The sequence below is a fragment of the Marmoricola endophyticus genome, from assembly GCF_014644415.1.
Lineage (GTDB): Bacteria > Actinomycetota > Actinomycetes > Propionibacteriales > Nocardioidaceae > Marmoricola > Marmoricola endophyticus.
The window spans coordinates 547,048-571,373 of record NZ_BMKQ01000001.1; the positions used below are offsets into that span (position 1 = coordinate 547,048).

Sequence of the window (24,326 nt, forward strand, 5' to 3'; positions counted from 1 at the left end):
CGCGTCCTCGACGGGGTGCGAGGACGATCGCAGGCTCAGCCGGCGGGCTGGGCGAAGCGCGGGTCGTCGCCGCTGGTCACCGAGGCGATCTTGACCCGGTCACGGCGCTGGACCTCGACGGTGCCGTCGCTGGACTCCACGTCGTAACGGAACCCGCCGGCGATGTCGAGCACCTTGGCGAGCGTCGGCGGGTTGCCGATCACGTCGAGGACGTACGGCGGGGCGACCCGCTGGCCGTCGACCAGAAGCGTCCCGTCGTCGGTGTCGAAGGACGTCTGGGCGACCACGCGCACGGTGTCGTTCACCTCCATCGCCTCGGCTCCTCCGGCTCGCAGCTCCTCGATCCCGTCGAGCAGCGTGTTCAGGCTGACCTTGCCCTCGGGGTCGGTGATCGTGATGCGTACGCCCGGGCCCTGGGTCGGCAGCGTGCCGGCGAGGATCCCGAGGGTCGACGCCTGGTCGCGGACCTGCGCCAGCGCCGCCTCACGGCTCTGGCTGCGGTCGGTGAGCCGGCTCCTGGTGGCGCGGAGCTCGTTGAGCTCGGTCTCTGCTCGCCGGGACTCGGCGTTGAGACCGTTGAGCACCTGGACGAGGTCGGCGGAGCGCAGGCCGGCGTAGGCGTCGTTCGTCTCGTTGGCCCGCACCTGCGTCGTGACCCCGAAGCCGAGGACGCCGAGCAGCACGGCCGCGGCGACCTGGCCACGACCGGGTCGGACCAGCAGTCCCCGCAGCCGCCGGCGCACCTCCTCGCGACGGGGAGTCCCCGGCAGCGGGTCGGGTCGCCGGTCGGGCACCGCGTCGCGCTGCGCCTCGCGCGAGCCCTCGGGCGGGTCCTCGTGGCCGGCGCCGGGACCCTCAGGCATGGAAGATCAGCCGGCGGATCGCCGCGGTGTTGGAGAAGATCCGGATGCCGAGCACGACCACGACCCCCGTCGAGAGCTGGGCACCGACGCCGAGCTTGTCGCCGAGCAGGACGATCAGCGCCGCCAGCACGACGTTGGAGACGAACGAGATCACGAAGACCCGGTCGGAGAAGGTGCCCTCCAGGAACGCCCTACCCGCACCGATGACGGCGTCCAGCGCGGCGACGACCGCGATGGGGAGGTACGGCTGCAGCCACAACGGGACGTCCGGCTGCAGGACGACGCCGACGACGACGCCGACCAGGAGCCCGAGCACGGCGATCACGAGTCGTCCTCCTGAGTGCTGGAAGAGGGAGAGGCGGTCTTGGCCGAGCGGGCGTAGGCGAGGCTCACCCGGTCGGCCGCGGGCAGGCTCAGCGAGGAGCGCGTCCGCATGGTGAACTGCAGTCCCACCCGCTTCTGGAGATCAAACCACGTCGCGCCGCTCGCGGTCTCCGCGAAGCGACTGGGCAGCGTGTCGGGGTTCCCGATGACCTTGACGCGGTACGGCGCCGTGAGGCCGACGAAGTTGACGTTGATCGCGTCACCGGCCTGCCGGATCGAGCTCAGCGTGGTCAGCCGCTGCCCGTTGACCGCGATCGCCTCGGCACCCGCGGCCCACAACCCGTTGACCAGCTTCTGCAGGTCGGTGTCGAGGACCCGGTTGCGGGCGGAGGTGGCGTTCGGCGCGTCGTCGACCTCGACCAGGACCCCGGGCCCGCGTGCCGCCACGGTCCCGACGAGCGTGCCCTCGCGAGCCGCCCGGCCGAGCGCGCCACCGCTGCTCTGCGCGATCAGCCGTTGCCGCACGGCGTCGTTCTCGGCGCCGACGCGGGCCACCTCGGCCTGCTGGGCGTCGACCCGCTCGCGCTGGCCGCTGACCTGGCTCACCAGCTGGCCTCGCTCGTTGTTCTCCGAGTCGGCGTCCTGGGAGGTCTGGCTGAACAGGGTCACCACGAGGACACCGAACACCGCGAGGAGCGCAGCACGGGCAAGGCCCGAGCCGCGGGCGCCGGAGCTCCTGCGCGGCTCCGTACGCCGCGCGGCGACGAGGGCGTAGTCCGCGTCGAGCGTGTGCGCCGACAGGTAGGACAGCAGGTCGTCGCGCGACTCGTCCCGCGAGCCCGGACCGGGGTCAGCGGGCGAGGACATCGGGAGCGCGTCGGTCGTGGTCGGCGAGGAGCTTGCGCACCTGCCAGGCGTAGAGCAGACCGGCCCACCAGTACAGCCCGATCCCCCAGAGCGCGAACGCCCAGCCGAAGACCTCGGCGAGGCGCGCGAACACGTCGCTGCCGTCACCGAGCAGCAGGAGCGGGAACGCGTACAGCAGGTTGGCGGTCGCCGCCTTCCCCAGGAAGTGCACCGGCAGCGCGGAGTAGCCGCGGGTGCGCAGCAGCGGCACCAGGCACCAGAGGAACGCGTCGCGGGCCGGCAGGATCAGGACCATCCACCACGGGATGATGTCGCGCCAGCCCAGTCCGATCACGACCGCGAGGATGTAGAGACGGTCGGCGACGGGGTCGAGGATCTCCCCCAGCTTCGACGTCTGGTCGAGCTTGCGGGCGAGGTACCCGTCGAGCCAGTCGGTGACGCCGGAGACGACCAGCACCAGCAGCGCGAGGACGTCCGCCTCCGGGCCGAGGACCAGCCAGAGGAACACCGGTACGCCGAGCAGCCGCAGGGCGCTGAGCGCGTTGGGGAAGGTCCAGACCCGGTCACCCCGGCGCTGCCGCTCCACCGCTCACCCGCTCCCGCCGCCCGTCGCTGCCGCGCCCCCGGCCGGTGACGCGCTGGCCACTGTATCGACCGTCCTGCCCGACCTCGGGACCTCGGGGTACGGCTCACCGGGCCGCTCGGCGCCCGGCGACGCGGTGAAAGCCTGTTCCCTTCCGGGCCGACCGCGGCGCATGATGGACGAGGTCGGCCCGCGCACCGGGCCGACAGCGCTGCCCCACCCACCGCTCCGGCACCCAGTCGGAGGCAGGGACCCCGTGAGGAGATGGCCCGCGATGGCCGCGGTGATCGTGCTCAACGCGTCGTACGAGCGACTGCACCTGGTGTCCTTCCAGCACGCCGTACGGATGCTGTTCCGCGAGGTCGCCGTGGTCGAGGAGGCGCTCGACGACCGGATGATCGGCCCACACCCCTGGCCCAAGGTGGTGCGCCTGGTGAAGTACGTCGTCACCACGTGGATGCACCGGCCGGCCGTGTACGGCCGCTCCGCGGTCCTGCGTCGCGACCGGCACCGCTGCGCGTACTGCGGTGCGGTCGGCAACACCCTCGACCACGTGCTGCCGCTGTCCCGCGGTGGCGGGTCGACGTGGCTGAACACGGTCTCGGCCTGCGGCCCGTGCAACAGCCGCAAGGCCGACCGCACCCCGGACGAGGCGGGGATGCGGCTGCGCGTGCGCCCGTGGATTCCCACGCGGGCCCAGATCTCCGACTGAGTGCCCTACCCGGGGCGGCGATGCTCAGCCCTCGCCGGAGATCCGGTACGTGCCGTTCTCGTAGGCCAGGGTAAGCCGGGTCGAGTCCTGCGTGGTGTGCCCGTCGGCGTAGGTGTAGGTGACGTCGTAGGCGATCGTCCGTGCCTCCGGGTCCGCCTCGACGTCGGCGGGCTCGGCCCCGGCGATCGGCGCCCAGAACTCGCGGTACGCCGCGAAGCCGCCGCTGGTGCGCTGGAATCCCGGCGTGAGGCTGCCCCACGCCGTCGCAGGGTCGTCGGAGACGTCGCGCAGGTAGTCGTCGAGGAAGGTCGTCATCGACTCGGCCGTGGGCTGCGGTGTCGCCGGGCTGCTCGAGGAGGGCGCGGGCGACGACGGCGGGGCCGGCGCGCTGGTCATCGGCTCGACCGTGCTCTCGGCGGACGGGGAACCGCCCGACGTACCGCCGAAGACGAGGCTGCCCGCGAAGAGGCTCAGGCCGATCACCGCGATGGCCAGCACCGCCCACATCGCCTGCCGGAGCACGCGCGAGTCGCCCTGCGCGGCGCCGTCGCTCCGTGGGGGGCGGCGGCGATCGGTCGGCAGGTGGTCGGACACGCCGCCAGTCTGCCCGACAGGCCCGCGTCAGTCCCAGGTCCGGCGCATCGTGGTGGAGACGGCGAACGGGTCGGAGCCTCCCTGGGCCTTCAGCACGCCCTGCCCCTGGGGCGTCGCGGTGTAGAGCGCCGGCCCGCCGCCGACCCAGTGGTCGAACGCGCGAGCGTAGGCCCGTGCCCGGTCCGCCTTCGTGCTCAGCACGTCAGGGACCGGGTGCCAGACCGTGCCGTCGGCCGGGTGCGCCCGACCCAGCCCGATCCCGACCGCCGTCGCCAGGTCGAGATCACCGGGCGCCGACATCCAGCGAGGAACGACGTAGCGCGGCGCCGCCAGTGGCGCGAGCGCTTGGTCCAGCGCCGTCGCGTACGCGGCGGACGTCTTCTCGTCCACCCCGTCCAGCTCGATCCGCCACGACACGACGCCGGCCTCCGACCCGTCGTCGTCGTAGCGCACCTGCAGACCGTCGGACCCGACCGGGCTGATGCCCGCCTCGAGCATCGCGTCGGCGACCGCGGCGGCGACCAGGTCGACCTCGGGTGTCCTGCGTGCCGCCTCGACCAGGTCCTGGCCACGTCGGGCGAGAGCCATCGTCAGCGGGACGGCCGCCAGGACCAGCAGCACGATCACCGCGGGGATGACGAACCCCCACGACAGCAGCTCGGGGATGGCCAGGCCGACCCCCCAGGCGGTCAGCCCGGCGACCAGCAGCAGGGGCCACCGGGGCAGCGGCGGCAGCTCCCCTCGGTTCTCCAGACGGTCCTCGCGCTGCACGACGCCGACGGGTGCGCCCACGGCTGCGGGGACCCCGCTCGCGGCCGGCCGCTCGGCGCCGGCGCTCCGAGCGCCCCGGACGCGCAGGCTCACGCCCGCCTCGTCGTCGTACGCCGTCCCGACGCGCCAGCGCTCGCGCACCGCGCCGCGGTCCTGGGCACGCACCAGCATCCGTGCGTTGATCTCGGCGAAGTCCTCGGCGGGCGGGGGCGCGTAGGGCGAGAACACCTCGTCCAGGTGTCCCACGCCGTCGACGACGGAGCCGGTCTCGTCGGCGCCGAAGAAGCCGGTGTGCTTGCGCACCAGCCGCTGCCAGTCGTTGTCCCCGCGCGGGTGCTCGGGGGCGACGCACACGACCGACCAGGTGAGTGCGACCTTCTCCGGCCAGGCGGGGTCCGTACGCAGCGCCCGGCCGCGCGTCTGGACGACCGCGGTGGTCGTGGTGATCGCGGTCAGGTCGACCAGCGTGGTGATCCGGCGCGCGTCCCACCCCTCGCCGAGCAGGCCGCGGGTACCGACCAGGACGTGGCACTCCCCTGCCTCGAAGAAGTCGGTGACGTGCCGCACCCAGGTCCGGCTGGTCCACGAGCCCTCGAGCCGAGGGAGGTCGCCGGAGACCTCGACGGGGACGATGCTGAGACTCGCCGCCGTCGCGGGGTCCGAGCGGCGGACGTGCTCGACGAGTGCCTGCAGCGTCACCGGCGCGCCGGCGACGGTGCGCCCGGTGACCAGCAGCGCGTCGGCGCCCGCCGGGTCGTCGAGCAGGTGCGACAGCACGGCGCGAGCGGACCCGGCCTGGGGCGCGATCACACCGTCGAGGTCGGCCGGCAGCGTCGCGCTCGCCACCTCGTGGTCGCACAGCACCAGCGCGCGGGCGCCGTCGCCCAGCGCGTCACGTTCCTGGGCGACGATCTGCACGGCGGCGGGCGCCTTGGACTCCGAGCGCGCCAGCACCCGGTCCACCGGCGTACGACCACGGCGCACGCCGGCACGGGTGAGGACGTACCCGACCGAGGGCAGCGCACGGCGGACCGCCTCGCGGACCCGTACGTCGTCCTCGGGCACGGCCTCGTCGAGCCACCGGCCGAGCAGCTGCGTCCAGTCCTCCACGCTGGGCGACACCCGGTGCTCCTCGGTGAGCGCCGCGCCCGCGGGGAGTGCCAGCAGGCCGGCGTGGTGCATCCGGAGGGCCGCCCGGCACTGCTCGGGCTCGGTCCGCAGCAGCGTCGCCCACGAGGGCCGGCCCTCGCCGGCGTAGCGCGCGTCGAGCCACCCGAGGAACGACGGGTCGCCGAACCCGGGGTCGCACAGGTCGGTCGTGAGCTCGCGGAAGCGGACCGCACCCTCCGCCAGCCAGTCCTTCTCCGTCGGCGTCGGCGTGGTCAGCCAGACCAGCTCGGAGAAGGGCACCAGGTCCCCTTCGCGCACGACCGCGGGGATCGAGGTCTGGTACACCGGGGCACCGAACAGCTCGTCGGTCAGCGCGAGCTGCTCCTTGGACAGCACCTCGGGAGGGGTCGCGGTCAGTGCGAGGACGCGCGCCTGCGGCAGCTCGTCGAGCAGCGCGGCCAGCAGCCGCCCCCACACCTCGAGGAGGTGGTGGCACTCGTCGAGGACCAGCAGCAGCGGTCCCGCGCCCGTCAGCTCGGCGACGAGTGCGCGCGCGTTGGGGTGGAGGTCGTCCAGCAGCGCGTCCCGGTCGCGGGACGCCGATGCCTCGGTCCCGTCCTCGTCGACCTCGTCGTCGGTGTCGAACACGGCCAGCGACTGGTACGTCAGCGCAGTCAGCGCGGTGCCCAGCCCGCGGTCCGTGCCGGACTCGAGCCCGAGCGACTCGCCGGCACGTGCCCACTGCCCCTGGATCGCGGTGTTCGGGCCGAGCACCACGACCCGGCCGACGTCGCCGGAGTCCAGCAGCCGGCGACCCGCCTCGACGCCGAGGTACGTCTTCCCGGCCCCCGGAGGCAGCATGACCTGGCTGCGACGGCTGCCCGCGTCCCAGGCCTTCTCGAGCGCCGCGAGGGCGAGCTCCTGGTGACGACGCAGCTGCACGACCCGAGCCTAGGGTGTGCCACCGACTGCATCGTCCGCCCCGGGCATGAGACCGGTCATCGCAGCGCCAGGACTCCCCCGGGCGGCAACGGCGTGGGCGCCCGGTCGTCGTCGGTGAAGGGCGCTCCCCCGCCGAACCGGTCCGCCACCTCGTCCTCCGCGAGCACCCGGTACGGGAAGGCGGCACCGCTCGAGCGGCGCGCAAGCGCAGCGCCCGGGAGCGGCCGGCGCGACGCGGCGACGACCAGGTTCCCGAACCGGCGGCCCTTGAGCACCGCGGGCTCGGCGAGGACGAGCAGCTGCGGCAGCGAGAGTCGTACGCCGGCCAGCGCTCGCCGCAGGTGCCCGAACGGCGCGCGGTCGGCGAGGTTGGCCACGAGCAGGCCCTCAGGGGCCAGGACGCGGGCGACATCGGCGAAGAAGCCCTCGGTGGTCAGCTCGGCCGGCACCCGGGCGCCGGCGAAGGCGTCGAGCACCACGGCGTCGGCCCACCCGTCACGCAGCTCGCGGACGCCTCGGCGGCCGTCCTGCTCACGCACCTTGATCCGGCTGCGGGGCGGCAGCGGGAGCCGCTCGCGCACCAGCGTCGTCAGCGCCGCGTCGGGCTCGAGCACCACCTGGCGCGACGTCGGCCGGGTCGCTGCGACCCAGCGCGGCAGCGTCAGCCCCGCACCCCCGACGTGCAGGACCGCGCGCCGGTCCGGCCGTGGCAGCGCCGCGTCGAGGACGTCGGCTGCGCGCTGGACGTAGTCGAAGTCCAGCCGCAGCGGGTCCGTCAGGTCGACGTGGGACTGGTCGGCCCCGCCGACCCGGAGCGTGAACGCGTCGTCCCTGCCCGGGTCCGGCACCAGCTCGACGTCCTCCACGGGCCCAGCGTAGGGAGCCTGGGCGTACGAAGGCCCCCGGGAGCCGTCGGTTCCCGGGGGCCTTCGCGCAGACCGACTCAGAGCCGGCCGAAGCCGACCTGCTTGTGCCAGATCGGGTGGGTGCTCACGTCCGTGCCGGGACGCGAGGCGTCGATCATCCGGTCCGGCCCGGTCTTGATCCCGACGTGGTAGACGTCGCCGTCGCTCTTGAAGAAGACGAGGTCCCCGGCGCGCGCCTGCTTGCGGCCCACGTGCTTCACCGCGCCGTACTGGGCCGAGGAGGTGCGCGGCAGGTGCCGCCCGGCCTTCTTGGCGACGTACTGCACCAGGCCGGAGCAGTCGAAGCGGTGCGGGCCGTTGCCGCCGTAGCCGTACGGCGTGCCCTTCTGGTTCCGTGCCACCTTCACCACCTTGGCGTTGGACACGGCGTGGTGGTGCTTGGTCGCCGCCTGGGCGGGCACGCTGAGCGCCGGAGCCGCAGCGACGGCCAGTCCCGCGGCGGCGGCGGTGCCGGCGAGGGCGCGGCGGCCGGTGCTGCGGGGACGGTCGAGCTTGTGCTTGGGGTGCGACATGCATGGTCCTCGGCGACGCCTGCACGGGCTACCGGTGCCCCTCCCCGGGTCCTCACTGGGCTCCACCCGGCCACCGTGGTCGTCCGCTGCCCGCCATCGCCGTCTCGTGTGAGTGTCCACCCGAAGGCGTGGCGGGCCTCGACGCGCCTCGGGCGGCCCCGCCGTCCGGCGAGGTCTCGCACGGGTCGTTGGTGCGTGACCCGCAGCCCCGCTCCCGTCGGTGACGGACCCGGAGCAGCCACCTACCGTGGCACACCGGTGGTCGCGCCGAGCACGCCGGGGCGGGAGAACGCGTCGAGGCCGCCGCCGACGAACGGCATCCCCATCATGACCAGGACCGTCACCCGGCTACCCGGGCGATCCGCTGGCCAGCCAATGGGTGGTGACCTCAGAAGCGATCGATCGTGACCGTCGTCGACTGGAGGAGGCAGGCTCTCTAGCTGTCGACGACGGCGAAGCTGCGCCGTGCGAGGAAGCTCTGGTCGATGTCGAGTCGCCATTCGTAGCGGGTGCCCGCGCTGAGGGGCATGCCGGCGGCGATGGTGAAGGCGATGGCGTGACTGGTCGAGGTGCAGGCCGTCTCGCCCGGCCGGACGAGACCGTCGATCTTGCCCTCGATGGTCAGCGGAGCCGGGTCGCCGTCGACGCCGTTGGTTCCGAACGTGATCGGGTTGCCGTCCTCGTCGACCAGCTCCAGGCGGAGCTGGTGAGCACTGTGCTGCTCGTGAGGCTCGAGCTCGAGGAAAACGACGACCGCACTCTGACCCAGCGGGGTTCCGGTGTGGCTCCACCCCAGGCCCAGGGCGTGGACCACGCCGGTCGAGTCACCCAGGGCGCTGTTGGCCAGCAACACGGTTGCGTGCATGGGGCCGCTCTCCTTCTCGATCAAGAAACCGTGGCCGGCGATCGGGCACCCCGGAGGGGGCAAATCGTGGCATACCAATCCCTGAGAGACTTGGTGCCGAAGGCCGTTCGTCTTTTGCACTGTCTGCGGTCTCGGGACGACCTACGACGAGGAACGCTTGTGCCACCCGCCCTGACCCGTACCGAGCCAGGCCCCCTCAGCGTCTCCGCGAACCACGCGTCCGCCGACGAGGTCGGTCGCAGCTCAGCCCCGCGAGCGGTTCCTGGAGTTGGACGCCGAGGGCTGGTGCGCGCGTCGGTGTGGACGCTGCCGGTGGTGGCCACCGTCGCCGCGGCTCCCGTCTTCGCCGCATCGCCGCAGTGTCAGCGGCAGACAGTCAACTGGGCGACGTACGCCCCCAACAGCCAGCAAGGCGCCACCGTCACGGCCACCGGCGCGCAGGCCGCGCCGATCAGCGTCACGACCAACGGCACCGGCAACACCACCGCCGCCAACAACCTCACCGCGCGCAACACCCAACAGGGCGCGGTGACCGGCTATCTCGCGCTGACGCTGCCGGCCGGCACCAGTCAGGTGCAGACCGTCACCTTCACCTTCTCCTCCGCCGTCACCGACCTGCGGTTCTCGCTGCTGGACATCGACTCCGCCTCCAGCACCACCAACGGCACCACCACCGTCGCCTACTACGACTCGGTCCAGCCCAGCACCGGCTTCACCTTCACCCGGCCCACGGGAAGCACCGTCACGGGCTCCGGCACCGCGGCGGCCCCGTTCATCCAGCCCAACAACAACACCCCTGTCGACCCCTCGAGCAACGCCGGCAACGTCGACCTCGTCTACGCAGGACCCACCACGTCGGTGTCGATCCGCTACGCCCAGCAAGGAGGCAGCAACAGCACCGTCCCGGTGATCGGGATCAGCAACCTCAGCTTCCTGCGATCCGGCTGCTGACCAGCGGCGACGCGGTGGCTCGTGACACGCCGGACGTTCGCCGGCTGGTGTGCTCTAGGCGATGCCCGGACCTGACCCGGTTCGTCGTTCGTCGTCGAGACGGCGGCCAGCTCGCCGAGGCGTGCGCTGATCGAGACTCGTCCCTCGGCGAGCGCCCGCATCTCGGTGGTGACGACGGACTCGGACCGGGGCGTGAGGTACGACCAGGTGGCGTAGCCACGCCTTGCGGACCCGCAGTGCGTCGATCAACCCCGTCGGGGCGGTCGTCAGCGAGGCAGGACCGACGTCCGACGGCGTCGCGAGCGGCAGGTTCCACTCGCCCGGAGTCCGGTCGCCGAACCGGTCCCTCACGTCGCTGGTGAACAGGGCGTCGAGCACTTCGAGCGCCGACTCGGGTTCGCGCGAGCTGCGGTTGACTCCGGAGTCGGCCCCCTCCCAGACGCCCAGCTCACCACTCGTGGCCGGTCCACCGAGAGCATCGGCACCCCTTCATGTCGTCACCCCGGCGCAAGCAGGACGGCGTCGCCTCGTCGACGCCTCCAGCACAGTGATCGTCGCTCGGGCGACTCCACTGCGACGACCTGGGCCCGCGCTGCCCACAGCCCCCCCTGCTACCCCTGGCGTGCGGATCCGCGGGAGCGCAGCAGCACCGCGCCCGACGCGAGCAGAACGCCACCCAGGATCAGCAGCCACAGCACCGGCCCGCCGGTGTCGGGCAACGACGAGCCGGAGGACGAGTAGTCACCTGTCGCAGCACGGGGCGTGCCGTTGCCCGCGGCGGAGGTCCGAGCGTCGTCGTGCTCGGGCCGGTCGCCGGGACCAGCGCTCGGGTCATCGTTCGTGCCGGGCTCCGGTCCGCTCCGGGGCGGTGTTCCCGCCGACGGTGGGATGTCGCCCAGCGTGGGCAGGGTGATGCTCTGCAGCGGCAGACCCCCGCCCGCGGCCGCGGCGCCGGGGCCGCTCGTGGTGTCCACCGTCACCGGGACCGCGGCGGTGTTGCCGCGGTAGTTGGGCGAGCTCCCACTGACCGAGAGCCGGATCCTGTGGCCCTTCTCGAACCGGTGCACGAATGCCGGCATGGTCACGGTGACGGGATCTGCGACGTCGGGGAACCGGACGGGTGCCACGAGGTTGCGCACCACCTCGGACGTGCCGTCGGGGGCGATGTCGCGGATCTTGAGGTAGACCACGAGCTTGCCGACGTCGCCTCCCTGCGTCTGCTCGACCGTCGGCGCCTCGACCTGCAGCCGCACCTCGGGTGAGCCGACGACGTCGACGTGACGGCCCAACGGGGCGGTGTCGTAGCGGGCTGCGGTGCCGGGCAGGTCGGTGGCCGGCTCCGGCTGCTCGGGCTGGTCGAGGAACATCCCGACCACGTCCAGGTCCTCGTCGGGAACCGGGACGGCGGTGGCGGCGAAGCTCTGACTGCCCGTGGTGACGTCCGCCCGGTCGGTGACCAGCATCCCGCCGGTGCCGGTGCTGCTCGGCGTGCTGGAGAGGTGGTACGTCGAACGGCGGCCGACCGGGTAGCTGTCGCTGGAGGCGTAGGCGGGGGTCGCGATGCCCTCGTAGTCCACCCAGTCTCGGAAGTAGGAGAACTCGGGCCCGGTCGGGGCCGTCGCTTCGTCCTTGAGGTAGTGGGCGAACCAGTCGAAGATCCGCTTGGTGATGTGCTGCGTCGCGGGGTCGGGAGCACCCAGGTCCAGCTCGCCGTCGGCGGGCGGGCCGGAGTGGCCGTACTCGATCCAGCTCATCTTGACGTCGGTGCCCTGCTCCTGCAGCGCGGTGTACGTCGCAGCGGCCTCGTTGAGGTTGAACAACGTGTCGGCCTGACCCTGCAGGATCAGCGTCGGGATGGTGACGTCCTCGGCATAGTCGCGCACCGAGGCGTGCCGCAGGAACGCCACGTCCTCCGGGGCCAACGCGCCGTTGACCACGCCACCGGCGAGAGCAGGGCAGACCTCCTCACGGAAGTTCGGGCATGCCGACGTCAGCGGGTCGGGCTGCTGGTTCGCCACGTCGCCGGTCAGGCCGATCGCGCTGAAGGCCAGTGCCCAGTTCGTCTTCGGCGCCCCCGGGGTCCGCGTGCTCACCTGCGGTGGCGAGTCGAGCTGGTCGGTGTTGTTCGGGCCGAGGGAGTAGCTCAGGTCGTTCCAGGTGATGATCGGGACGATCGTGTCCAGCTTGTCGCTCACGGCGGCTGCGGCGTACTGCACCTGACCTCCGTACGAGCCGCCCACCATGCCGACCCGGGGGTCCTGATCAGCGGCGTCGCCGTCGAGCTGGACCGCGTCGAGCGGCGGGGCGGTCTCCGTGTGGTCAGCGTTGGTGAAGGCGATGCCCGCCTTCCCGCCGAGGTAGTCGATCAGCTGGGCGGCGGCCTCGCCGTCGTGGTCGCGGTCGTCGAGGGTGATGTCGCAGCTCGAGTTGCCGAACCCGAGCCCCGAGTAGGTCAGCGCGACGTAGCCGTGCGAGGCCGCGTACGCGCTCAGCGGGTCCTGGTCGTCCTTGCTGCCCCCGAAGCCGTTGGTGGACAGGATCGCCGGCACCCGGCTCGACGGTCCGGCGTCGTCGGGCACGTACACGGTGCCCTCGATGTCACACGTCTGGTCCCCGCCTGGTCCCACCGTCACCTTGAAGTGCAGGTCAGTGGCGGTGTACGGCGCCTGCGCCGCGCTCGCCGACGGCTGATCGGGAGCAAGGGCGGCGGTCACCGCGAGCGCTGTGGCCACGGCGAGGTGCAACACTCGACGCAACATCCCGGGCTCCTCGGTCAACGGCACTCAGCGTGAGCAACGAGCGGAGGTCGTTTCGGTTACCGACTCGCAAGACGGCCCCGGCCGTCCCGGAGGCCGGCACCTCGGTGAGCGGGTCAGCCATGATCCAGGCATCAGCGGCCGTCTCGGAAGCCGAGCGAGAGTCGACGTCCTCGAGCGCACAGGAGGGCGGCAGCCTCGGCGACCGCCGCCGCCATCGGAGGGGAACCGCCGTCCCGCGCGGCGCCGTCGACGAAGGCTGGGGCGTGGGCCGTTGCTCGGCGCCACCAGTGCTGGCCACCGGCACGCGAGCCTTCGAATTCCCGCCCATCTCGAGCGATCCTCACCGAGGCATCGACGCCCTCTGACCCGCATCCCCGCAGGTCAGAGGCGGTGTGTGTGGTCGGGCTGACAGGATTTGAACCTGCGACCCCTTGGAATTCCTGAGGCCTTCTTCGTAGTCGGGGAGAACTGTCGTCTGTTTTGGTCTTTAGGCCTCTGACCTGCACGTTCACTCGCCTCTACTGCGTTTCGTGCTGGTCACTCGTTGTTGACGACGGTCAGTTCCGGCTGACTTTGTGCCCACTTTTCGCCCGCCAAATTTGCTCCTCAGAGGCGCGCGATGTGCGGCCCGACCCCGAGAACGTCAAGCCTCCTCGGCGTAGGAGGTGCGCTCCGTGCGCCAAGACGAGACTGTGACACCGCAACGCCACTGATCCCGACGCGTCGACACGATTGACGACCTTCGTCCCTGAGCCAGCAGCTTTCTGACACCCGCTCCCCCACGGGCCTGATCGCCGTAACGCTGCTCGACCTCGACGCATGACACCGTCGGCTTCGTGAGAGAGCTCGGTATGGGCAGCGACCATCTGGGGACGCTCGGACACTCGGCGCCGCGCAGCCGCGAGGTGCTGGGCACGTCGGGCCAGACACAGGTAGCAGCCCGCGGTTTCGACACGCATTTTTCGCGACCGGCTGTGGCAGCGTCTGCCTCGCACGCTCGGTCCGGATAACGCCCCTGTCCCGGTGACGACATCCGGACGGGTCTTACGGGAACGTCACCCCGGGTCCATCGCCGGCGTGTGGGCCTCGCCTGCGGGGTCTCGGTTGGGGTTCGCTATCCGGGGCATGTAAGCCGCCGCGTCATCGCGGGTGGCTTCGCCCATCGTTCTGGTCGCAGGTATTCAGTGGCTGGCGAGGCGGCCGGAGAGCCGCTCGTGGCGGTCTGCGCTGTTGGTGTTGAGCCCGGTGATCTGCACGTGTGTGCCGCGCCGGGCGTATTTGGTGGTGATGGCGTCGAGCGTGGCGACGGTGGAGGCGTCCCAGATGTGGGAGTTCGATAGGTCGATGACGACGGTGTTGGGGTCGTCGGCGTAGGCGAACTGTGTGGCGAGGTCGTTGCTGGAGGCGAAGAACAGCTCGCCGGTGACTCGGTACGTCGCCACGGCCGCACCGTCGTCGTCGATGACGACCTCGCGGTGCGTGCGGGTGAGGCAGGCGACCCGGCGGGCAAAGAGGGTCATCGCGACCAGCACTCCCACCACGACCCCTGCTGCCAAGTTGTGGCTGGCGACGGTGACCGCAACCGTCGAGACCATGACGGCGGTTTCGGAGCGTGGCATCCGGCGCAGGGTCGAGAGGCGCACGGAGTGCCAGTCGAAGGTGCCGACGGCGACCATGACCATCACCGCGACCAACGCGGCCATCGGGATGCGGGCGACCGCATCGCCGAACCCGACGACCAGGACGAGCAGGAAGGTCCCGGCCAGGAAGGTCGAGACGCGGCTGCGCGCCCCGGAGGCGCGCACGTTGATCATGGTCTGACCGATCATCGCGCAGCCGCCCATCCCGCCGAAGAATCCGGTAACGAGGTTGGCGGCGCCCTGGCCGACGGCTTCGCGCTTCTTGCTCGAGGGTGTGTCGGTGATGTCGTCGACCAGCGTGGCGGTCAGCAGCGACTCGAGGATGCCGACAACGGCCATCGCGAGGGCGTACGGCGCGATGACCTGCAGCGTGTGTAGCGTCAGCGGCACATCGGGCACGAACACGCTCGGGAGGCTGTCCGGGAGCGCGCCCTGGTCGCCGACGTCGGGCACATTCACCGCCGCCAGGACGGTGAACGCCGTCAGGGCGACGATGGCCACCAGCGGGGCCGGCACGACGGTGTTGATGCGGGGGAAGCCGACGATGACGGCGACGCCGATCGCGATCATCGGGTAGACGGCCCACGGCACGTTGATCACGTGCTCGAGCTGCGACTCCGCAATCAGGATGGCGAGCGCGTTGACGAAGCCGACCATCACTGAGCGCGGGACGAACCGCATCAGCCGGGCGACGCCCACGAGCCCAAGGGCGACCTGGATCAGGCCCCCGAGCAGCACGGTGGCGATCAGGTAGTCGTACCCGTGGTCGCGCATCACGGGGGCGATGACGAGAGCAATGGCACCGGTCGCGGCGGAGATCATCGCCGGGCGCCCGCCCAGGAAGGCGATGGCCACGGCCATCGTGAACGACGCGAACAACCCGACGCGGGGATCGACGCCGACGATGATGGAGAACGAGATCGCCTCAGGGATCAGCGCGAGTGCGACGACGAGGCCGGCGAGGGCCTCAGTCCGCAGCAGTCGTGGCGAGCGTAGGACCGCGGCGACGCTGGGGGTGCGGTCCTCGGTGCGGGCGGACGTGGGCACGGGCGAACTCCGATCGGGGTAGGTCCCACGGGCGGCGGCGACACGGTCGCGCGCCCACGGTGGGCATAGGGCTGATTGGGGGGATCAGCGGAAGTCTGAGCCAGACTCTACCCTTACGTCAGGGTAGAGTTGAAATCGTCGTGCCAGGATCAGGTTCGTGACCACCGACGACGTCATGCACATCGGCGAGGTCGCCTCACGCACCGAGCTCTCGCTGCGTAGCCTGCGCCACTGGGATGAGGTGGGCCTGGTCGTCCCGTCGGGTCGCAGCGAGGGCGGCTTCCGTCTCTACACCGCCGACGACGTCGAGAAGATCCTCGTCATCCGGCGGATGAAGCCCCTCGGGTTTTCGCTGGAGCAGATGAAGGCCGTCATGGCCGACATCGAGACAATCCGCGCCGCGACCGGCGACCTTCACGGGGCGCGTCGACGGCTGCGCGGCGTGCTCAGCGAGGCCGCAGAGCGGCGCGACCGTTTGACCCGGCAGCTCGCCATGGCCGACGAATTCATCACGCTGGTGCGCCGTGAGGCCGACGCCTGATGAGGTCCACACCTTGGTTCACGCCAGCACCATCGTCTTGGTCGATGTGCACGAGGTCAGAACTATGTTTTGCGACCCTTCGGCATGCAGCCGAACCGCTCTCACCATTGTCACCGTAGAGCCATCCCCAGCTGGTTCAACCCCCGGCGTCTACCGGCTACCTCGCACTGGGTGGGCGCCCTGCGCGACGGGGGCGTTCAGACGGGCTGGTTTCGCTGTTCGGTCCGAGCGTGGCGAGAGGTTCGCGTCGTCCTACGAACTGACTTCTTCCGGGCGTGCTGGCTGTGGGCGACTACCCAGGGCTCAGCCAGCAGCGATAGATCCCATCGCGGCGGCGAACACGGCGCCGGCTATCGGCAGGGCGACCGCACCCCATGCCCACGGCGCCATCGGACGGTGGTTCCTTCCCGTGGTCACCAGTAGTTCGGCTACGAGACCGATAAGAATGGCCACCGCGACAGAGCCCCACCCGCCGATGATCCCAGCGGCGGACAGGGCGTCGTTACACGAGTCGGCGCACTGGCCCTCAGCGACGAAGGGGGAGACTGTGCCGGAAAGGAGCGAGACGGGTATCAGCACCACGAACGCGACTTTGGCGCTGCGATTGTCCCGTACGCCGGCTGGCGCAGCGTCACCGGTGTCGCTGTTGTCCGCACGCGCGGACTGCTTAGGCGACTCGGGCATCGTCCCCCCTCGGCAAGCTCAAGATTCTGCGTGGGTAGGCGCCTATTTATACTTCCCCAGCATTGCGACCAACGCAGGCTGATCGCCAAGCACGCGAGAACGCCACCCGTTGACTAACGTCGTGAGGGGTCGGGGATCCCCGCACTGGGCACGTACCGCATGCCGTTCGTTCCACGGCACAGGCATGGAGTACTGACGTGGTCGATCACACGCGGCGACGTCGTCCTTCTGGCTGCGTCGAGAATGGGCGCGGGCGGCTCAGATGTCGCGGGAGCCGTGATGGCTACCCTGCAGCCGTCCTAGATCGGTGTCGAGACCACGGTTGCACGACAGATATCGATCAGTGCCGAGGTGATCACCTGCTCGATCGCATCGGTGACGAACTCGATCGTCATCACTTCGCCGTGGTCAGCCATAGTGCGGTCACGGACAACCGGCGAAGCATTGACCTGGTGCCAGATCTCCTCGTGGTGCTTGGCAGGAACGACGATCGTCACCCTCTGCGCCACAGCCCCTGTCTACAGGTCGAACGCACGTTCTCGCCTACAGACTCAGCCTGGCCGGCGAGAGATGGTAGCGATCAAGACGCCCGCGTACTGGCAGGCGAACGCCGCGATGGTGAGGGCGTGGAAGACCTCGTGGAAGCCGAACCAGCCTGGCGAGGGGTTCGGGCGGCGCACGGCGTAGACGACCCCGCCGGCGGTGTAGAGCGCTCCGCCGGCCGCCAGCAAGAGGGGTACGGCGATGGGGGTGTAGTCGGCGAAGTCGGTGAGGAACAAGACTGAGCCCCAGCCGAGGACTAGGTAGAGCATCGTGTAGAGCCACCTCGGCGCGGTGCTCCAGACCAGCCGGAACACGACACCGAGCGTCGCGCCTCCCCAGGCCAGCCACAGCAGAACCACCTGGTGCGGGACGGTGAGCATCAGCAGCGTGAACGGGGTGTAGCTCCCGGCGATCAGCACGAAGATGCTGGCATGATCTATCCGCCGCACGTAAGGCGCGGCGCGAGGAGGCCAGCTGCCCAGGTGCAACGCGGCCGACGCGAGGAAGTTCAGCAGGGCCGCGGCTGTGAAGATCGCCGAGCCGACCTGGGTCCGCGCATCAGGAGAGGCCAGCGCGAGCACCAGCCCGCCGATCAGCGCTAGCGGAGATGCCCCCAGGTGGAGCCAACCCCGCAGTCGAGGCGCACGCTCAGCAACTTCTTGAGCAGACACTCTGACCCCCGACACGCCAACAGTGTCCATCGCTGTGCCACCGCTGGACCATCCTTCAGCGCGACGCAGCCGGATCGTACGGACATCGGCGAAGCTGCAGTGACGCCACGATGAACGAGGCGCCGCCCAGGGCGAACCACGGGTTCCAGAGAATCTGGCTCCAGTGGACTTCCGTCGGCCCCACCTGAGCTCGAATACCGCCCACGTTCGCGGCGAGCGCCAGCTCGAGTCCGACACCGCGCAGCAGGAGAAGCAGGCCGACCACACTCAGCAGCGCGACGACGAGGCGACGCCACCTGCCGAGCTGGGTCGCGCTCGCCGTCGCGATAAGGCCAACGCCGACGAGCAGCACGAGCGCGACTCCGTAGAGTCCGAAGACGACGAACCATGTCGGCCGCCGTGCCGCGAGATCGCGACCGGCAGAGGACGCGAGACCAGCGGAGCCGCCGAAGGCCCAGAAGAGGTGCAGACCCGCGAACGTGGCGCACCACAGCGCCGCGCACGGCGCTGCCCAGCTCGCTCGGGTGGGAATGTGCCGCTCCATGCCTCTCCAACGCGCGGACGTCGAGCCGCGGTTCCGGTCGACGATCCCCATTCGGGCTGTGAAGCCTCGGTGCCCCGATGGATCTGCGAAACGCTGCGCCGAACATGAATGATGAGGGTTAGCCCCCCTGCGGACACCTCCGAGCAGTCGAGCTAGAGCACGTCCGCGCCCGTGCGCTGGTTGGAGCGGCTGGCGCTGCTCACCCTGTTCTACTGCTGGTTCCCCGCGCTGTCGTCGGCCCCCAACCTTGCTGTGGGCACCTGGAGACACGCTGGGCGTCAACGGCCACAGCGACGCGGCCCGACTTGGACCACCGGACCGTTGCGAACCCGCTGCGGCTCACCTTCCGCGTCCCCGACGCGGACGAGTCGCCGGCGGCCCCGAACCGGCTGAACCCCGAGCGCACGATCACCGACTCGCCCCTGGCCCACCGCCGCTGAGCTAGCCTGCCGCACCTAGAACGGCCCTCGGTGGGGAACCACGGCGCGTCCCACGAACCTGACCGGCACGGAGCACCCCATACCCGTCCAGCGGCGTACGTTTAGTGCAACCGCCCATCGAGGAGGCATCTCATGTTTTGGATCATCGCCGCCATTGTCGTGATCGTCGGTCTCATCATCGCCTGGGTGACCAGCGGACGGATGGGCCCCGGCGGGGTCGGCCAGCGCAACGACCCGAAGGCCGACGAGGCCCGCGCCGCCGCCTATCGCAACAACATCCGTGGCGGCGGTGGCGGCGCTGGCGGCGGCTTCTGAACCCCTCTCATCCGGTTCAAACCGAACCCGACAACGATCCGACCCTTGCGCGATACCGCCGCTCTCGTTGACAATCACGGCCAACCTCGCGATGGTCAGCTGCGATATCGCCAGTTAGCGATCCCCGAGCGGACTGACGAAGGCTGGCGCCGGGGCGCGGCGTCCAAGGACGCCAGATGAGGTTCGCTCTGCGGTTTGCCCGTGCCGTCGCCCGATGCGATGTTCAGGGGTCACAACCCTTGCTTTGGTTTTAGGCGCAGTTGGGGTTGCGGGCGGTGAGGGTCATGTTGGAGATCCAGGCGCCCTGGTTGAGTGCGGTGGCGGTCGCCTGTGCGGGGGGCAGGAGGTTCCAGTAGATGAACTGGACCGAGTTGACGGGTCCGGCGAAGGTGAGCCGGATGTTTCCTGCGGTGCCGGTGTTGTTGTCGTAGGCGGCGCTCGCCGAGGACTGGAAGGGGCTGGCGGTGGTGCCCGCCCCGACGACGGTCGATCCGCTCGGCACGGTGGTCGTGTAGGCGGCCGTGCTGGTGACCGCCATTCCGTCGCGGTACTGGTTGGCGTTGTAGTCCAGGTCGGTGATCAGGAAGCTCAGGCTGTAGACGGGACGGTTGAACGTCATCGTGAGCGTCTGGTTGTTGGCCGAGTTGTTGGTCACCGAAGCGCTGTTCGCGGTCTGCACCAGCGACAGCCCGGCGGCCCCGGTGCCCCCGACCGGCGAGTACGAGGACAGGTTGGGCGGGGTCTGGGTGTATGCGGTGTACCCGGTGAACGTCGAGGACAGGGTGACTCCGACGTTGCCCGCCGCGCCGACCGGGACGCTGGCGGTGCCAGAGGTGGCGCTGCTGCGGGTGTAGTTGCTGGCCCAGTCCAGCGTGCCGGCGTACTGGGTGCTGCACGAGGCCGCCATGGCGGGGGCTGCGGTCGCGGTGGCGACCACCGGCAGCGTCCACACCGACGTCCGGACCAGGCTTCTGCGTCCGACACGGGCACGGTCGCCGCTGTGGACCGGAACCCGTCCCGGCCGTCGTGCCGCACCGGCCTGCGGCCTACCGACTCGGCGAGGGGCCACCAGCACGTGCTCGAACTCTCTCGGACGATGTCAGCGGACGCGTGGAGAACTGCGGACAGCCTGCACTTAGTGTTGATTGTGCCAAATGCCCGCCGACGTCCGTCGATACCCTTAGGGGTACCTGTGCTCCGGGATCGAACCCGTGGAGGCTTCAACCGTGGAAGCAACCGTGCTGCTGGCCAACAGCGCGCAAGGCGACTCCAGCGGAACCGTCCACGCGCTGGGCCTGGGATGGACGCAGACCACCACCCCGCTGGGGCAGTGCGCCGTGGTGGTGTTCCTCGAGCTGGAACCCCACGAGCAGCTCACCAGTCGCGACCTCCATCTGGAGCTGGTCGACGAGGACGGCACCCAGGTCCTGTTCGGCACCGACCCGACCACTGACCAACCGGCACCGCTGACCATCGCAGGCAAGATCGAAGCCGCCGCCCAAGCCGGACACACTCCATGCACCTCGACCACCAACGCGCTGGCCTTCAACATCGCCGCCGGGATGGCACTCAAAGACAACACCCGCTACGAGTGGCGACTCGAGATCGACCAGACCCTTATCGCAAGGCGAAGCTTCGCCGTCGCGAACAGCTAGACCCCTGGCCGACGCGGACAGGCGACCCTGCTGGCGGGGACTAGGCGGAGCGCCGGCGTCACCGTAGAGCGATCGTCCTGCGGGACATGACGATTTCGGCCTAGCGATTTCGTTGACGCTGCCGTAGATCCAGTCCGTGGAACCGAGATTCGGGATGGACACCAGTCCACGACACCCTCGGCGTCTTAACGCGAACAACCTGGTCTAGACGCCACGCTGCGCGTCCCGGGAGTGCGATGCACTCCGGCAACCGTGGGCAATGCGCTCGCGACACGGCAATAGTCCGCGACTAAGCCGAGCTCCGTCAGGCCTCCAAGCCTCGATCGACCGCCTATCGCCGGGGACGTGAGCGACCACACGCGCCTCAACGGTGGCCGCGAGCACGTAATGTGCCAAACTCACCGGCGAAAGGAAGTAGTCCCCGATCGTTGCGTCGACACACTGAGCTTCTGCTCCGGTGCAGCGGGCCAGGCCCCAGGGTCGGGCGGACGAGACTTTCGACCAGACACCCCACCCGTCGTGGGCGTCCTGGTCGAAGGGACGTCCGCAGCTTCTCTCGTCTCCTCGCCAGGTACGTCCGGCAAGGAGACATCTCGCATGTATGCGTTCCTGCTCAGTACCGCCGTCATCTTCGTCGCCGAGCTCGGGGACAAGTCCCAGCTGATGGCGATGACCTTCGCTTCCCGTTATCGCGCCCGCGACGTGCTGTTGGGCATCACGGTCGCGACGGCCGTGGTGCACCTGGCCTCGGTAGGCATCGGTGCGCTCATCGGTGCCGGGTTCTCCCAATACCAGGGCGTGATCTCGATCGTCGCCGGGGTCGCGTTCCTCGGCTTCGCGGTGTGGACGCTGCGCGGTGACGAGCTCACCGAGGAGGAGGCGTCGAAGGCCCGCGGTGCGACCGGCGCCGCGATCCTGGCCGTGGGTGTGGCGTTCTTCCTGGCCGAGCTGGGCGACAAGACGATGCTGGCTACGATCACGTTGGCCACCCAGGAGGGTTGGCTCGGCACGTGGATCGGCAGCACGGTCGGTATGGTCGCCGCCGACGCGCTCGCCATCGTCGTTGGTGCGCTGCTGGCCAAGAAGCTGCCCGAGAAGGCCATCAAGTTCGGCGCGGCCGCGCTGTTCGCCCTCTTCGGGGTCGTGCTGGTCCTCGAAGGATCCGGCGTGCTCGGCTGACCGGCGGACGGGTGTCCGTGACAGCCGCGCGCGACGACTGCGGGTGATGCCGCTGCGGGGATGAGGCGGGTACTAGTACCAATGTCCATCTCGCAACTAGGACCGTGCGGGCCGTTTGATTCTCCTGACCCGGCCCGGGTCACTCGTCCGCGCGCCATGCGCGCGCCCGCACTCCTGGAGATGCTCATGCTCGCTCCCACCTCTTCTCGTGGGCTTCGTGCCGCGGCCCTCGGCGGCCTGGTGGCCGCCCTGCTGGCCCTCGCGCCGGCCGCTCAGGCCAAGGGCGGTGAGCCCGAAGACGACCACGCCGGCGGCGGCGCCTCGGCCGCCGGTGACTTCGCGGTGACGGTGAACGGCGTGAGTTACAACCCCGCCGCCGGCAAGGACGTCAAGCTCAGGGACGTCACCGTGCGCGACCGTGTGGCAGTCAAGGGCGTGCACGTGGGCTTCCTCATCGACCCCTCCACCCTGGGGGTCTACGACTACTCCCTGACCGGGGCGCAGGCACCGGACCGGATGGTCACCAGGCCTACGGTCATCTTCGCCTCGAAGGTCCCCTCGCTGACCGCGAGCCAGCGCAGCGGTGCCCGGCTGAGCCAGCTCGAGGTACGCGACGACACGCTGACCGCGATCTTCACCACCTCGGCCGGCAAGCTGAAGGTCCAGGCCAAGGACGCGCCCCAGGGCGGGATCTTCCAGATGGAGCCCGAGTTCGGGACAAGCAACGTCGTCATCGAGCACAAGCTCGGCCCGACGCTGTTCTACTTCGTGAACTCTTATACCGGGAAGATCAACTTCGCAGACGGTCAGGACGCCGTGAGCTCCGGCCCCGGAGCTCACCAGATGCTCCTGGGCAAGGACAGCCCGCAGGTCGCCACCAAGACCTTCCAGGACGGGACCACCACCCGTTGGTCGGTCGCGTCCGGCGGGCGCATGGGCGGAGTCCTCGGTGAGGACGCGATCGAGCTGAGCCAGGGCGCAACCAGCTGCACGCAAGCTTGTCAGGCGCAGAACCGGATCCGCGGGTCGCTGCCGGTCCCCCCGACCCGCAGAACCCCACCCCGATCGGCGGCTGATCCCCCGTCGCGCCGATCGGTCGAGGGTCGCCCGCCCCGCGCGGGCGACCCTCGACCTCAGCTCACTCGACCCGTACGACGAACAGGAAGTCCCATGACCGTCCACCCCGACACCCCCAGCAGCTCCGGCACGTCCGCGCGCCCGAGCGCGACCGCTCTGCGTCTCCTGCAGCTGTTCGCGGTGCTGAGCGTGGTCAACGTCGCCTGGCAGTTCGTCACCGCGGGTGAGCTCTTCCCCGGACCCGACGACTTGCACGCGGCCGGCGCTATCACCCTGCACGTGACCAGCGGTCTGGTCGCCATCGCAGCGTGCGTCCACTGGTACCGCGCGCGGACCTCTCCGGCGGTCGCGATCCTCGCCGTCGTGGTGTTCGTGCTGAGCTTCGTCCAGGCGGCCACCGGTGGCCGCGACACCCTCGCCGTCCACATCCCGGGCGCGATGGTGCTGGTGGCCGGGTCGGTATGGGTCCTGGTGTGGTCCCTCGGGCGCGCGCCGAGGCTCTGACACCGGTCCGAGACGTCTGACCCGAGGATGGCCGTCGAGGTCGCGACGTCGCCGCGCCCGTCGCCGGGGTACTACGACCAATGCCCGATGGCGCGCGTACCACCGGCGTACCGAGTCTGGGACCAGCGACGAGCACCAACCGCCGTCGCCCCGTCGAGATGGAGGTCTCACCCATGAAGAAGCGCATCGCCCTCACCGCCGCGGCGGCCGCCGCCGCCCTAGTACCGGCCGTCGTCGGGCTCGCCGGCAACGCCTCGTTCTCCCGCGCCGTGCCGGTGCGGCCGCCGAGCTCGGCCGCCACCACGGCGACGAGCCCCGTCGACGCTCCCGCCAGTGCAGCCACCGCTGCGGCGCCCCGATCCCCCGGGGTGCAAGACCACGTGGTTCACTCCCGTCACGCCGAGCGTGGGGACGACCATGGTGGCCGCACGCGTCACGCCGAGCGTGGGGACGACCACGGTGGCCGCACGCGTCACGCCGAGCCTGGGGACGACCACGGTGGCCGCACGCGTCACGCCGAGCCTGGGGACGACCACGGTGGTCGAACGCCGACGAGGACCTCGGGACCGGGTCACACTGGTGGGCACGGTGGTGGAGCTGCCGGTGACGACCACGGCGGTGACGACAGGGGCTCGAGTGGACACGGATCAGACGACTGAGGTCACGACCCCGGCGTCCCCGACCGTTAACCAGGCGCACTCCGCACG

24 protein-coding genes are annotated in these 24,326 nt (G+C 70.5%); 8 read left to right on the top strand and 16 right to left on the bottom strand.

The window, feature by feature from the left end; all coding sequences use genetic code 11:
* Nucleotides 1-35: 35 nt before the first annotated feature.
* The 4 genes from IEX42_RS02710 to clsA are packed head-to-tail and all read right to left on the bottom strand — an operon-like array spanning nt 36 to nt 2,640.
* On the bottom strand, nt 36-863 hold the full coding sequence (locus IEX42_RS02710; protein WP_188777985.1) for a DUF881 domain-containing protein: 828 nt from the start codon (nt 861-863) through the stop codon (nt 36-38).
* Nucleotides 856-1,188 (bottom strand): small basic family protein, encoded by a 333-nt coding sequence (locus IEX42_RS02715; RefSeq protein ID WP_188777987.1) that lies wholly within the window; start codon nt 1,186-1,188, stop codon nt 856-858. Before IEX42_RS02715 ends, IEX42_RS02710 begins: the two co-directional genes overlap by 8 nt.
* The gene (locus IEX42_RS02720; protein ID WP_188777989.1) at nt 1,185-2,054 is read right to left on the bottom strand and encodes a DUF881 domain-containing protein; all 870 of its coding nucleotides are present in this window, start codon (nt 2,052-2,054) and stop codon (nt 1,185-1,187) included. The genes IEX42_RS02715 and IEX42_RS02720 overlap by 4 nt, the downstream gene beginning before the upstream one ends.
* A complete protein-coding gene (clsA, locus tag IEX42_RS02725; protein ID WP_188777991.1) occupies nt 2,038-2,640 on the bottom strand; it encodes a cardiolipin synthase ClsA in 603 nt (200 codons plus the stop codon). Before clsA ends, IEX42_RS02720 begins: the two co-directional genes overlap by 17 nt.
* Before the next feature lie 253 nt (nt 2,641-2,893).
* On the opposite strand from clsA, the gene IEX42_RS02730 reads away from it, so the two are divergent.
* Nucleotides 2,894-3,349: an HNH endonuclease gene (locus tag IEX42_RS02730; RefSeq protein ID WP_308422191.1), complete on the top strand. Its 456-nt coding sequence runs from the start codon at nt 2,894-2,896 to the stop codon at nt 3,347-3,349.
* 24 nt (nt 3,350-3,373) lie between these two features.
* Here IEX42_RS02730 and IEX42_RS02735 read toward each other — a convergent pair whose 3' ends face one another.
* The 5 genes from IEX42_RS02735 to IEX42_RS02755 form a co-directional block, all read right to left on the bottom strand.
* Nucleotides 3,374-3,943: a hypothetical protein gene (locus IEX42_RS02735; RefSeq protein WP_188777993.1), complete on the bottom strand. Its 570-nt coding sequence runs from the start codon at nt 3,941-3,943 to the stop codon at nt 3,374-3,376.
* Between the two features lie 27 nt (nt 3,944-3,970).
* Nucleotides 3,971-6,766, bottom strand: coding sequence for a DEAD/DEAH box helicase family protein (locus IEX42_RS02740; protein ID WP_188777995.1), 2,796 nt, complete (start codon nt 6,764-6,766; stop codon nt 3,971-3,973).
* A 56-nt stretch (nt 6,767-6,822) separates the two neighbouring features.
* Complete coding sequence (locus IEX42_RS02745) at nt 6,823-7,632, bottom strand: spermidine synthase (RefSeq protein ID WP_188777997.1); 810 nt, start codon at nt 7,630-7,632, stop codon at nt 6,823-6,825.
* A 77-nt stretch (nt 7,633-7,709) separates the two neighbouring features.
* The gene (locus IEX42_RS02750; RefSeq protein ID WP_188778000.1) at nt 7,710-8,204 is read right to left on the bottom strand and encodes a C40 family peptidase; all 495 of its coding nucleotides are present in this window, start codon (nt 8,202-8,204) and stop codon (nt 7,710-7,712) included.
* Between the two features lie 436 nt (nt 8,205-8,640).
* A complete protein-coding gene (locus IEX42_RS02755; protein ID WP_188778002.1) occupies nt 8,641-9,093 on the bottom strand; it encodes a DUF6941 family protein in 453 nt (150 codons plus the stop codon).
* Between the two features lie 291 nt (nt 9,094-9,384).
* On the opposite strand from IEX42_RS02755, the gene IEX42_RS02760 reads away from it, so the two are divergent.
* The gene (locus tag IEX42_RS02760) at nt 9,385-10,020 is read left to right on the top strand and encodes a hypothetical protein (protein WP_188778004.1); all 636 of its coding nucleotides are present in this window, start codon (nt 9,385-9,387) and stop codon (nt 10,018-10,020) included.
* Nucleotides 10,021-10,631: 611 nt separating this feature from the next.
* Here the strand turns inward: IEX42_RS02760 and IEX42_RS02765 are convergent.
* Entirely contained in the window at nt 10,632-12,779 is a 2,148-nt protein-coding gene (locus IEX42_RS02765; RefSeq protein WP_188778006.1) for a CocE/NonD family hydrolase, read from the bottom strand.
* Between the two features lie 1,181 nt (nt 12,780-13,960).
* Nucleotides 13,961-15,466 (bottom strand): SulP family inorganic anion transporter, encoded by a 1,506-nt coding sequence (locus IEX42_RS02770; protein WP_188778007.1) that lies wholly within the window; start codon nt 15,464-15,466, stop codon nt 13,961-13,963.
* Between the two features lie 157 nt (nt 15,467-15,623).
* Between IEX42_RS02770 and IEX42_RS02775 the strand changes: the two genes are divergently transcribed.
* Nucleotides 15,624-16,007, top strand: coding sequence for a MerR family transcriptional regulator (locus IEX42_RS02775; RefSeq protein WP_229660540.1), 384 nt, complete (start codon nt 15,624-15,626; stop codon nt 16,005-16,007).
* A gap of 303 nt (nt 16,008-16,310) precedes the next feature.
* Here the strand turns inward: IEX42_RS02775 and IEX42_RS02780 are convergent, their stop codons facing one another.
* The 4 genes from IEX42_RS02780 to IEX42_RS02795 form a co-directional block, all read right to left on the bottom strand.
* Nucleotides 16,311-16,691, bottom strand: coding sequence for a hypothetical protein (locus IEX42_RS02780; protein WP_188778009.1), 381 nt, complete (start codon nt 16,689-16,691; stop codon nt 16,311-16,313).
* 299 nt (nt 16,692-16,990) lie between these two features.
* A complete protein-coding gene (locus IEX42_RS02785; protein ID WP_188778011.1) occupies nt 16,991-17,188 on the bottom strand; it encodes a hypothetical protein in 198 nt (65 codons plus the stop codon).
* 54 nt (nt 17,189-17,242) lie between these two features.
* Entirely contained in the window at nt 17,243-17,935 is a 693-nt protein-coding gene (gene trhA / locus IEX42_RS02790) for a PAQR family membrane homeostasis protein TrhA (RefSeq protein ID WP_188778020.1), read from the bottom strand.
* A 25-nt stretch (nt 17,936-17,960) separates the two neighbouring features.
* Nucleotides 17,961-18,449, bottom strand: a complete 489-nt coding sequence (locus tag IEX42_RS02795) for a DUF3995 domain-containing protein (RefSeq protein WP_188778022.1) — start codon at nt 18,447-18,449, stop codon at nt 17,961-17,963.
* Between the two features lie 305 nt (nt 18,450-18,754).
* Between IEX42_RS02795 and IEX42_RS18235 the strand changes: the two genes are divergently transcribed.
* On the top strand, nt 18,755-18,889 hold the full coding sequence (locus IEX42_RS18235; RefSeq protein WP_268236422.1) for a hypothetical protein: 135 nt from the start codon (nt 18,755-18,757) through the stop codon (nt 18,887-18,889).
* A 132-nt stretch (nt 18,890-19,021) separates the two neighbouring features.
* Entirely contained in the window at nt 19,022-19,204 is a 183-nt protein-coding gene (locus tag IEX42_RS02800; RefSeq protein WP_188778024.1) for a hypothetical protein, read from the top strand.
* A gap of 250 nt (nt 19,205-19,454) precedes the next feature.
* Here the strand turns inward: IEX42_RS02800 and IEX42_RS02805 are convergent, their stop codons facing one another.
* Nucleotides 19,455-20,141, bottom strand: a complete 687-nt coding sequence (locus tag IEX42_RS02805; protein ID WP_188778026.1) for a hypothetical protein — start codon at nt 20,139-20,141, stop codon at nt 19,455-19,457.
* Between the two features lie 289 nt (nt 20,142-20,430).
* On the opposite strand from IEX42_RS02805, the gene IEX42_RS02810 reads away from it, so the two are divergent.
* The 3 genes from IEX42_RS02810 (at nt 20,431) to IEX42_RS02820 (ending at nt 23,619) form a co-directional block, all read left to right on the top strand.
* Complete coding sequence (locus tag IEX42_RS02810) at nt 20,431-20,859, top strand: DUF6941 family protein (RefSeq protein ID WP_188778028.1); 429 nt, start codon at nt 20,431-20,433, stop codon at nt 20,857-20,859.
* A 519-nt stretch (nt 20,860-21,378) separates the two neighbouring features.
* On the top strand, nt 21,379-22,038 hold the full coding sequence (locus tag IEX42_RS02815) for a TMEM165/GDT1 family protein (RefSeq protein ID WP_229660542.1): 660 nt from the start codon (nt 21,379-21,381) through the stop codon (nt 22,036-22,038).
* Between the two features lie 186 nt (nt 22,039-22,224).
* A complete protein-coding gene (locus tag IEX42_RS02820) occupies nt 22,225-23,619 on the top strand; it encodes a COX15/CtaA family protein (protein WP_188778030.1) in 1,395 nt (464 codons plus the stop codon).
* The last annotated feature ends 707 nt before the right edge of the window (nt 23,620-24,326 follow it).

What these genes read in the sequence shown, in the direction of transcription:
- IEX42_RS02710 (WP_188777985.1), bottom strand. Translation starts at nt 863, where the DNA reads ATGCCTGAGGGTCCCGGCGCCGGCCACGAGGACCCGCCCGAGGGCTCG.
- IEX42_RS02720 (WP_188777989.1), bottom strand. Translation starts at nt 2,054, where the DNA reads ATGTCCTCGCCCGCTGACCCCGGTCCGGGCTCGCGGGACGAGTCGCGC.
- IEX42_RS02750 (WP_188778000.1), bottom strand. Translation starts at nt 8,204, where the DNA reads ATGTCGCACCCCAAGCACAAGCTCGACCGTCCCCGCAGCACCGGCCGC.
- IEX42_RS02765 (WP_188778006.1), bottom strand. Translation starts at nt 12,779, where the DNA reads ATGTTGCGTCGAGTGTTGCACCTCGCCGTGGCCACAGCGCTCGCGGTG.
- IEX42_RS02780 (WP_188778009.1), bottom strand. Translation starts at nt 16,691, where the DNA reads ATGCCCGAGTCGCCTAAGCAGTCCGCGCGTGCGGACAACAGCGACACC.
- trhA (WP_188778020.1), bottom strand. Translation starts at nt 17,935, where the DNA reads ATGGACACTGTTGGCGTGTCGGGGGTCAGAGTGTCTGCTCAAGAAGTT.
- IEX42_RS02795 (WP_188778022.1), bottom strand. Translation starts at nt 18,449, where the DNA reads ATGGAGCGGCACATTCCCACCCGAGCGAGCTGGGCAGCGCCGTGCGCG.
- IEX42_RS02800 (WP_188778024.1), top strand. Translation starts at nt 19,022, where the DNA reads ATGTTTTGGATCATCGCCGCCATTGTCGTGATCGTCGGTCTCATCATC.
- IEX42_RS02820 (WP_188778030.1), top strand. Translation starts at nt 22,225, where the DNA reads ATGCTCGCTCCCACCTCTTCTCGTGGGCTTCGTGCCGCGGCCCTCGGC.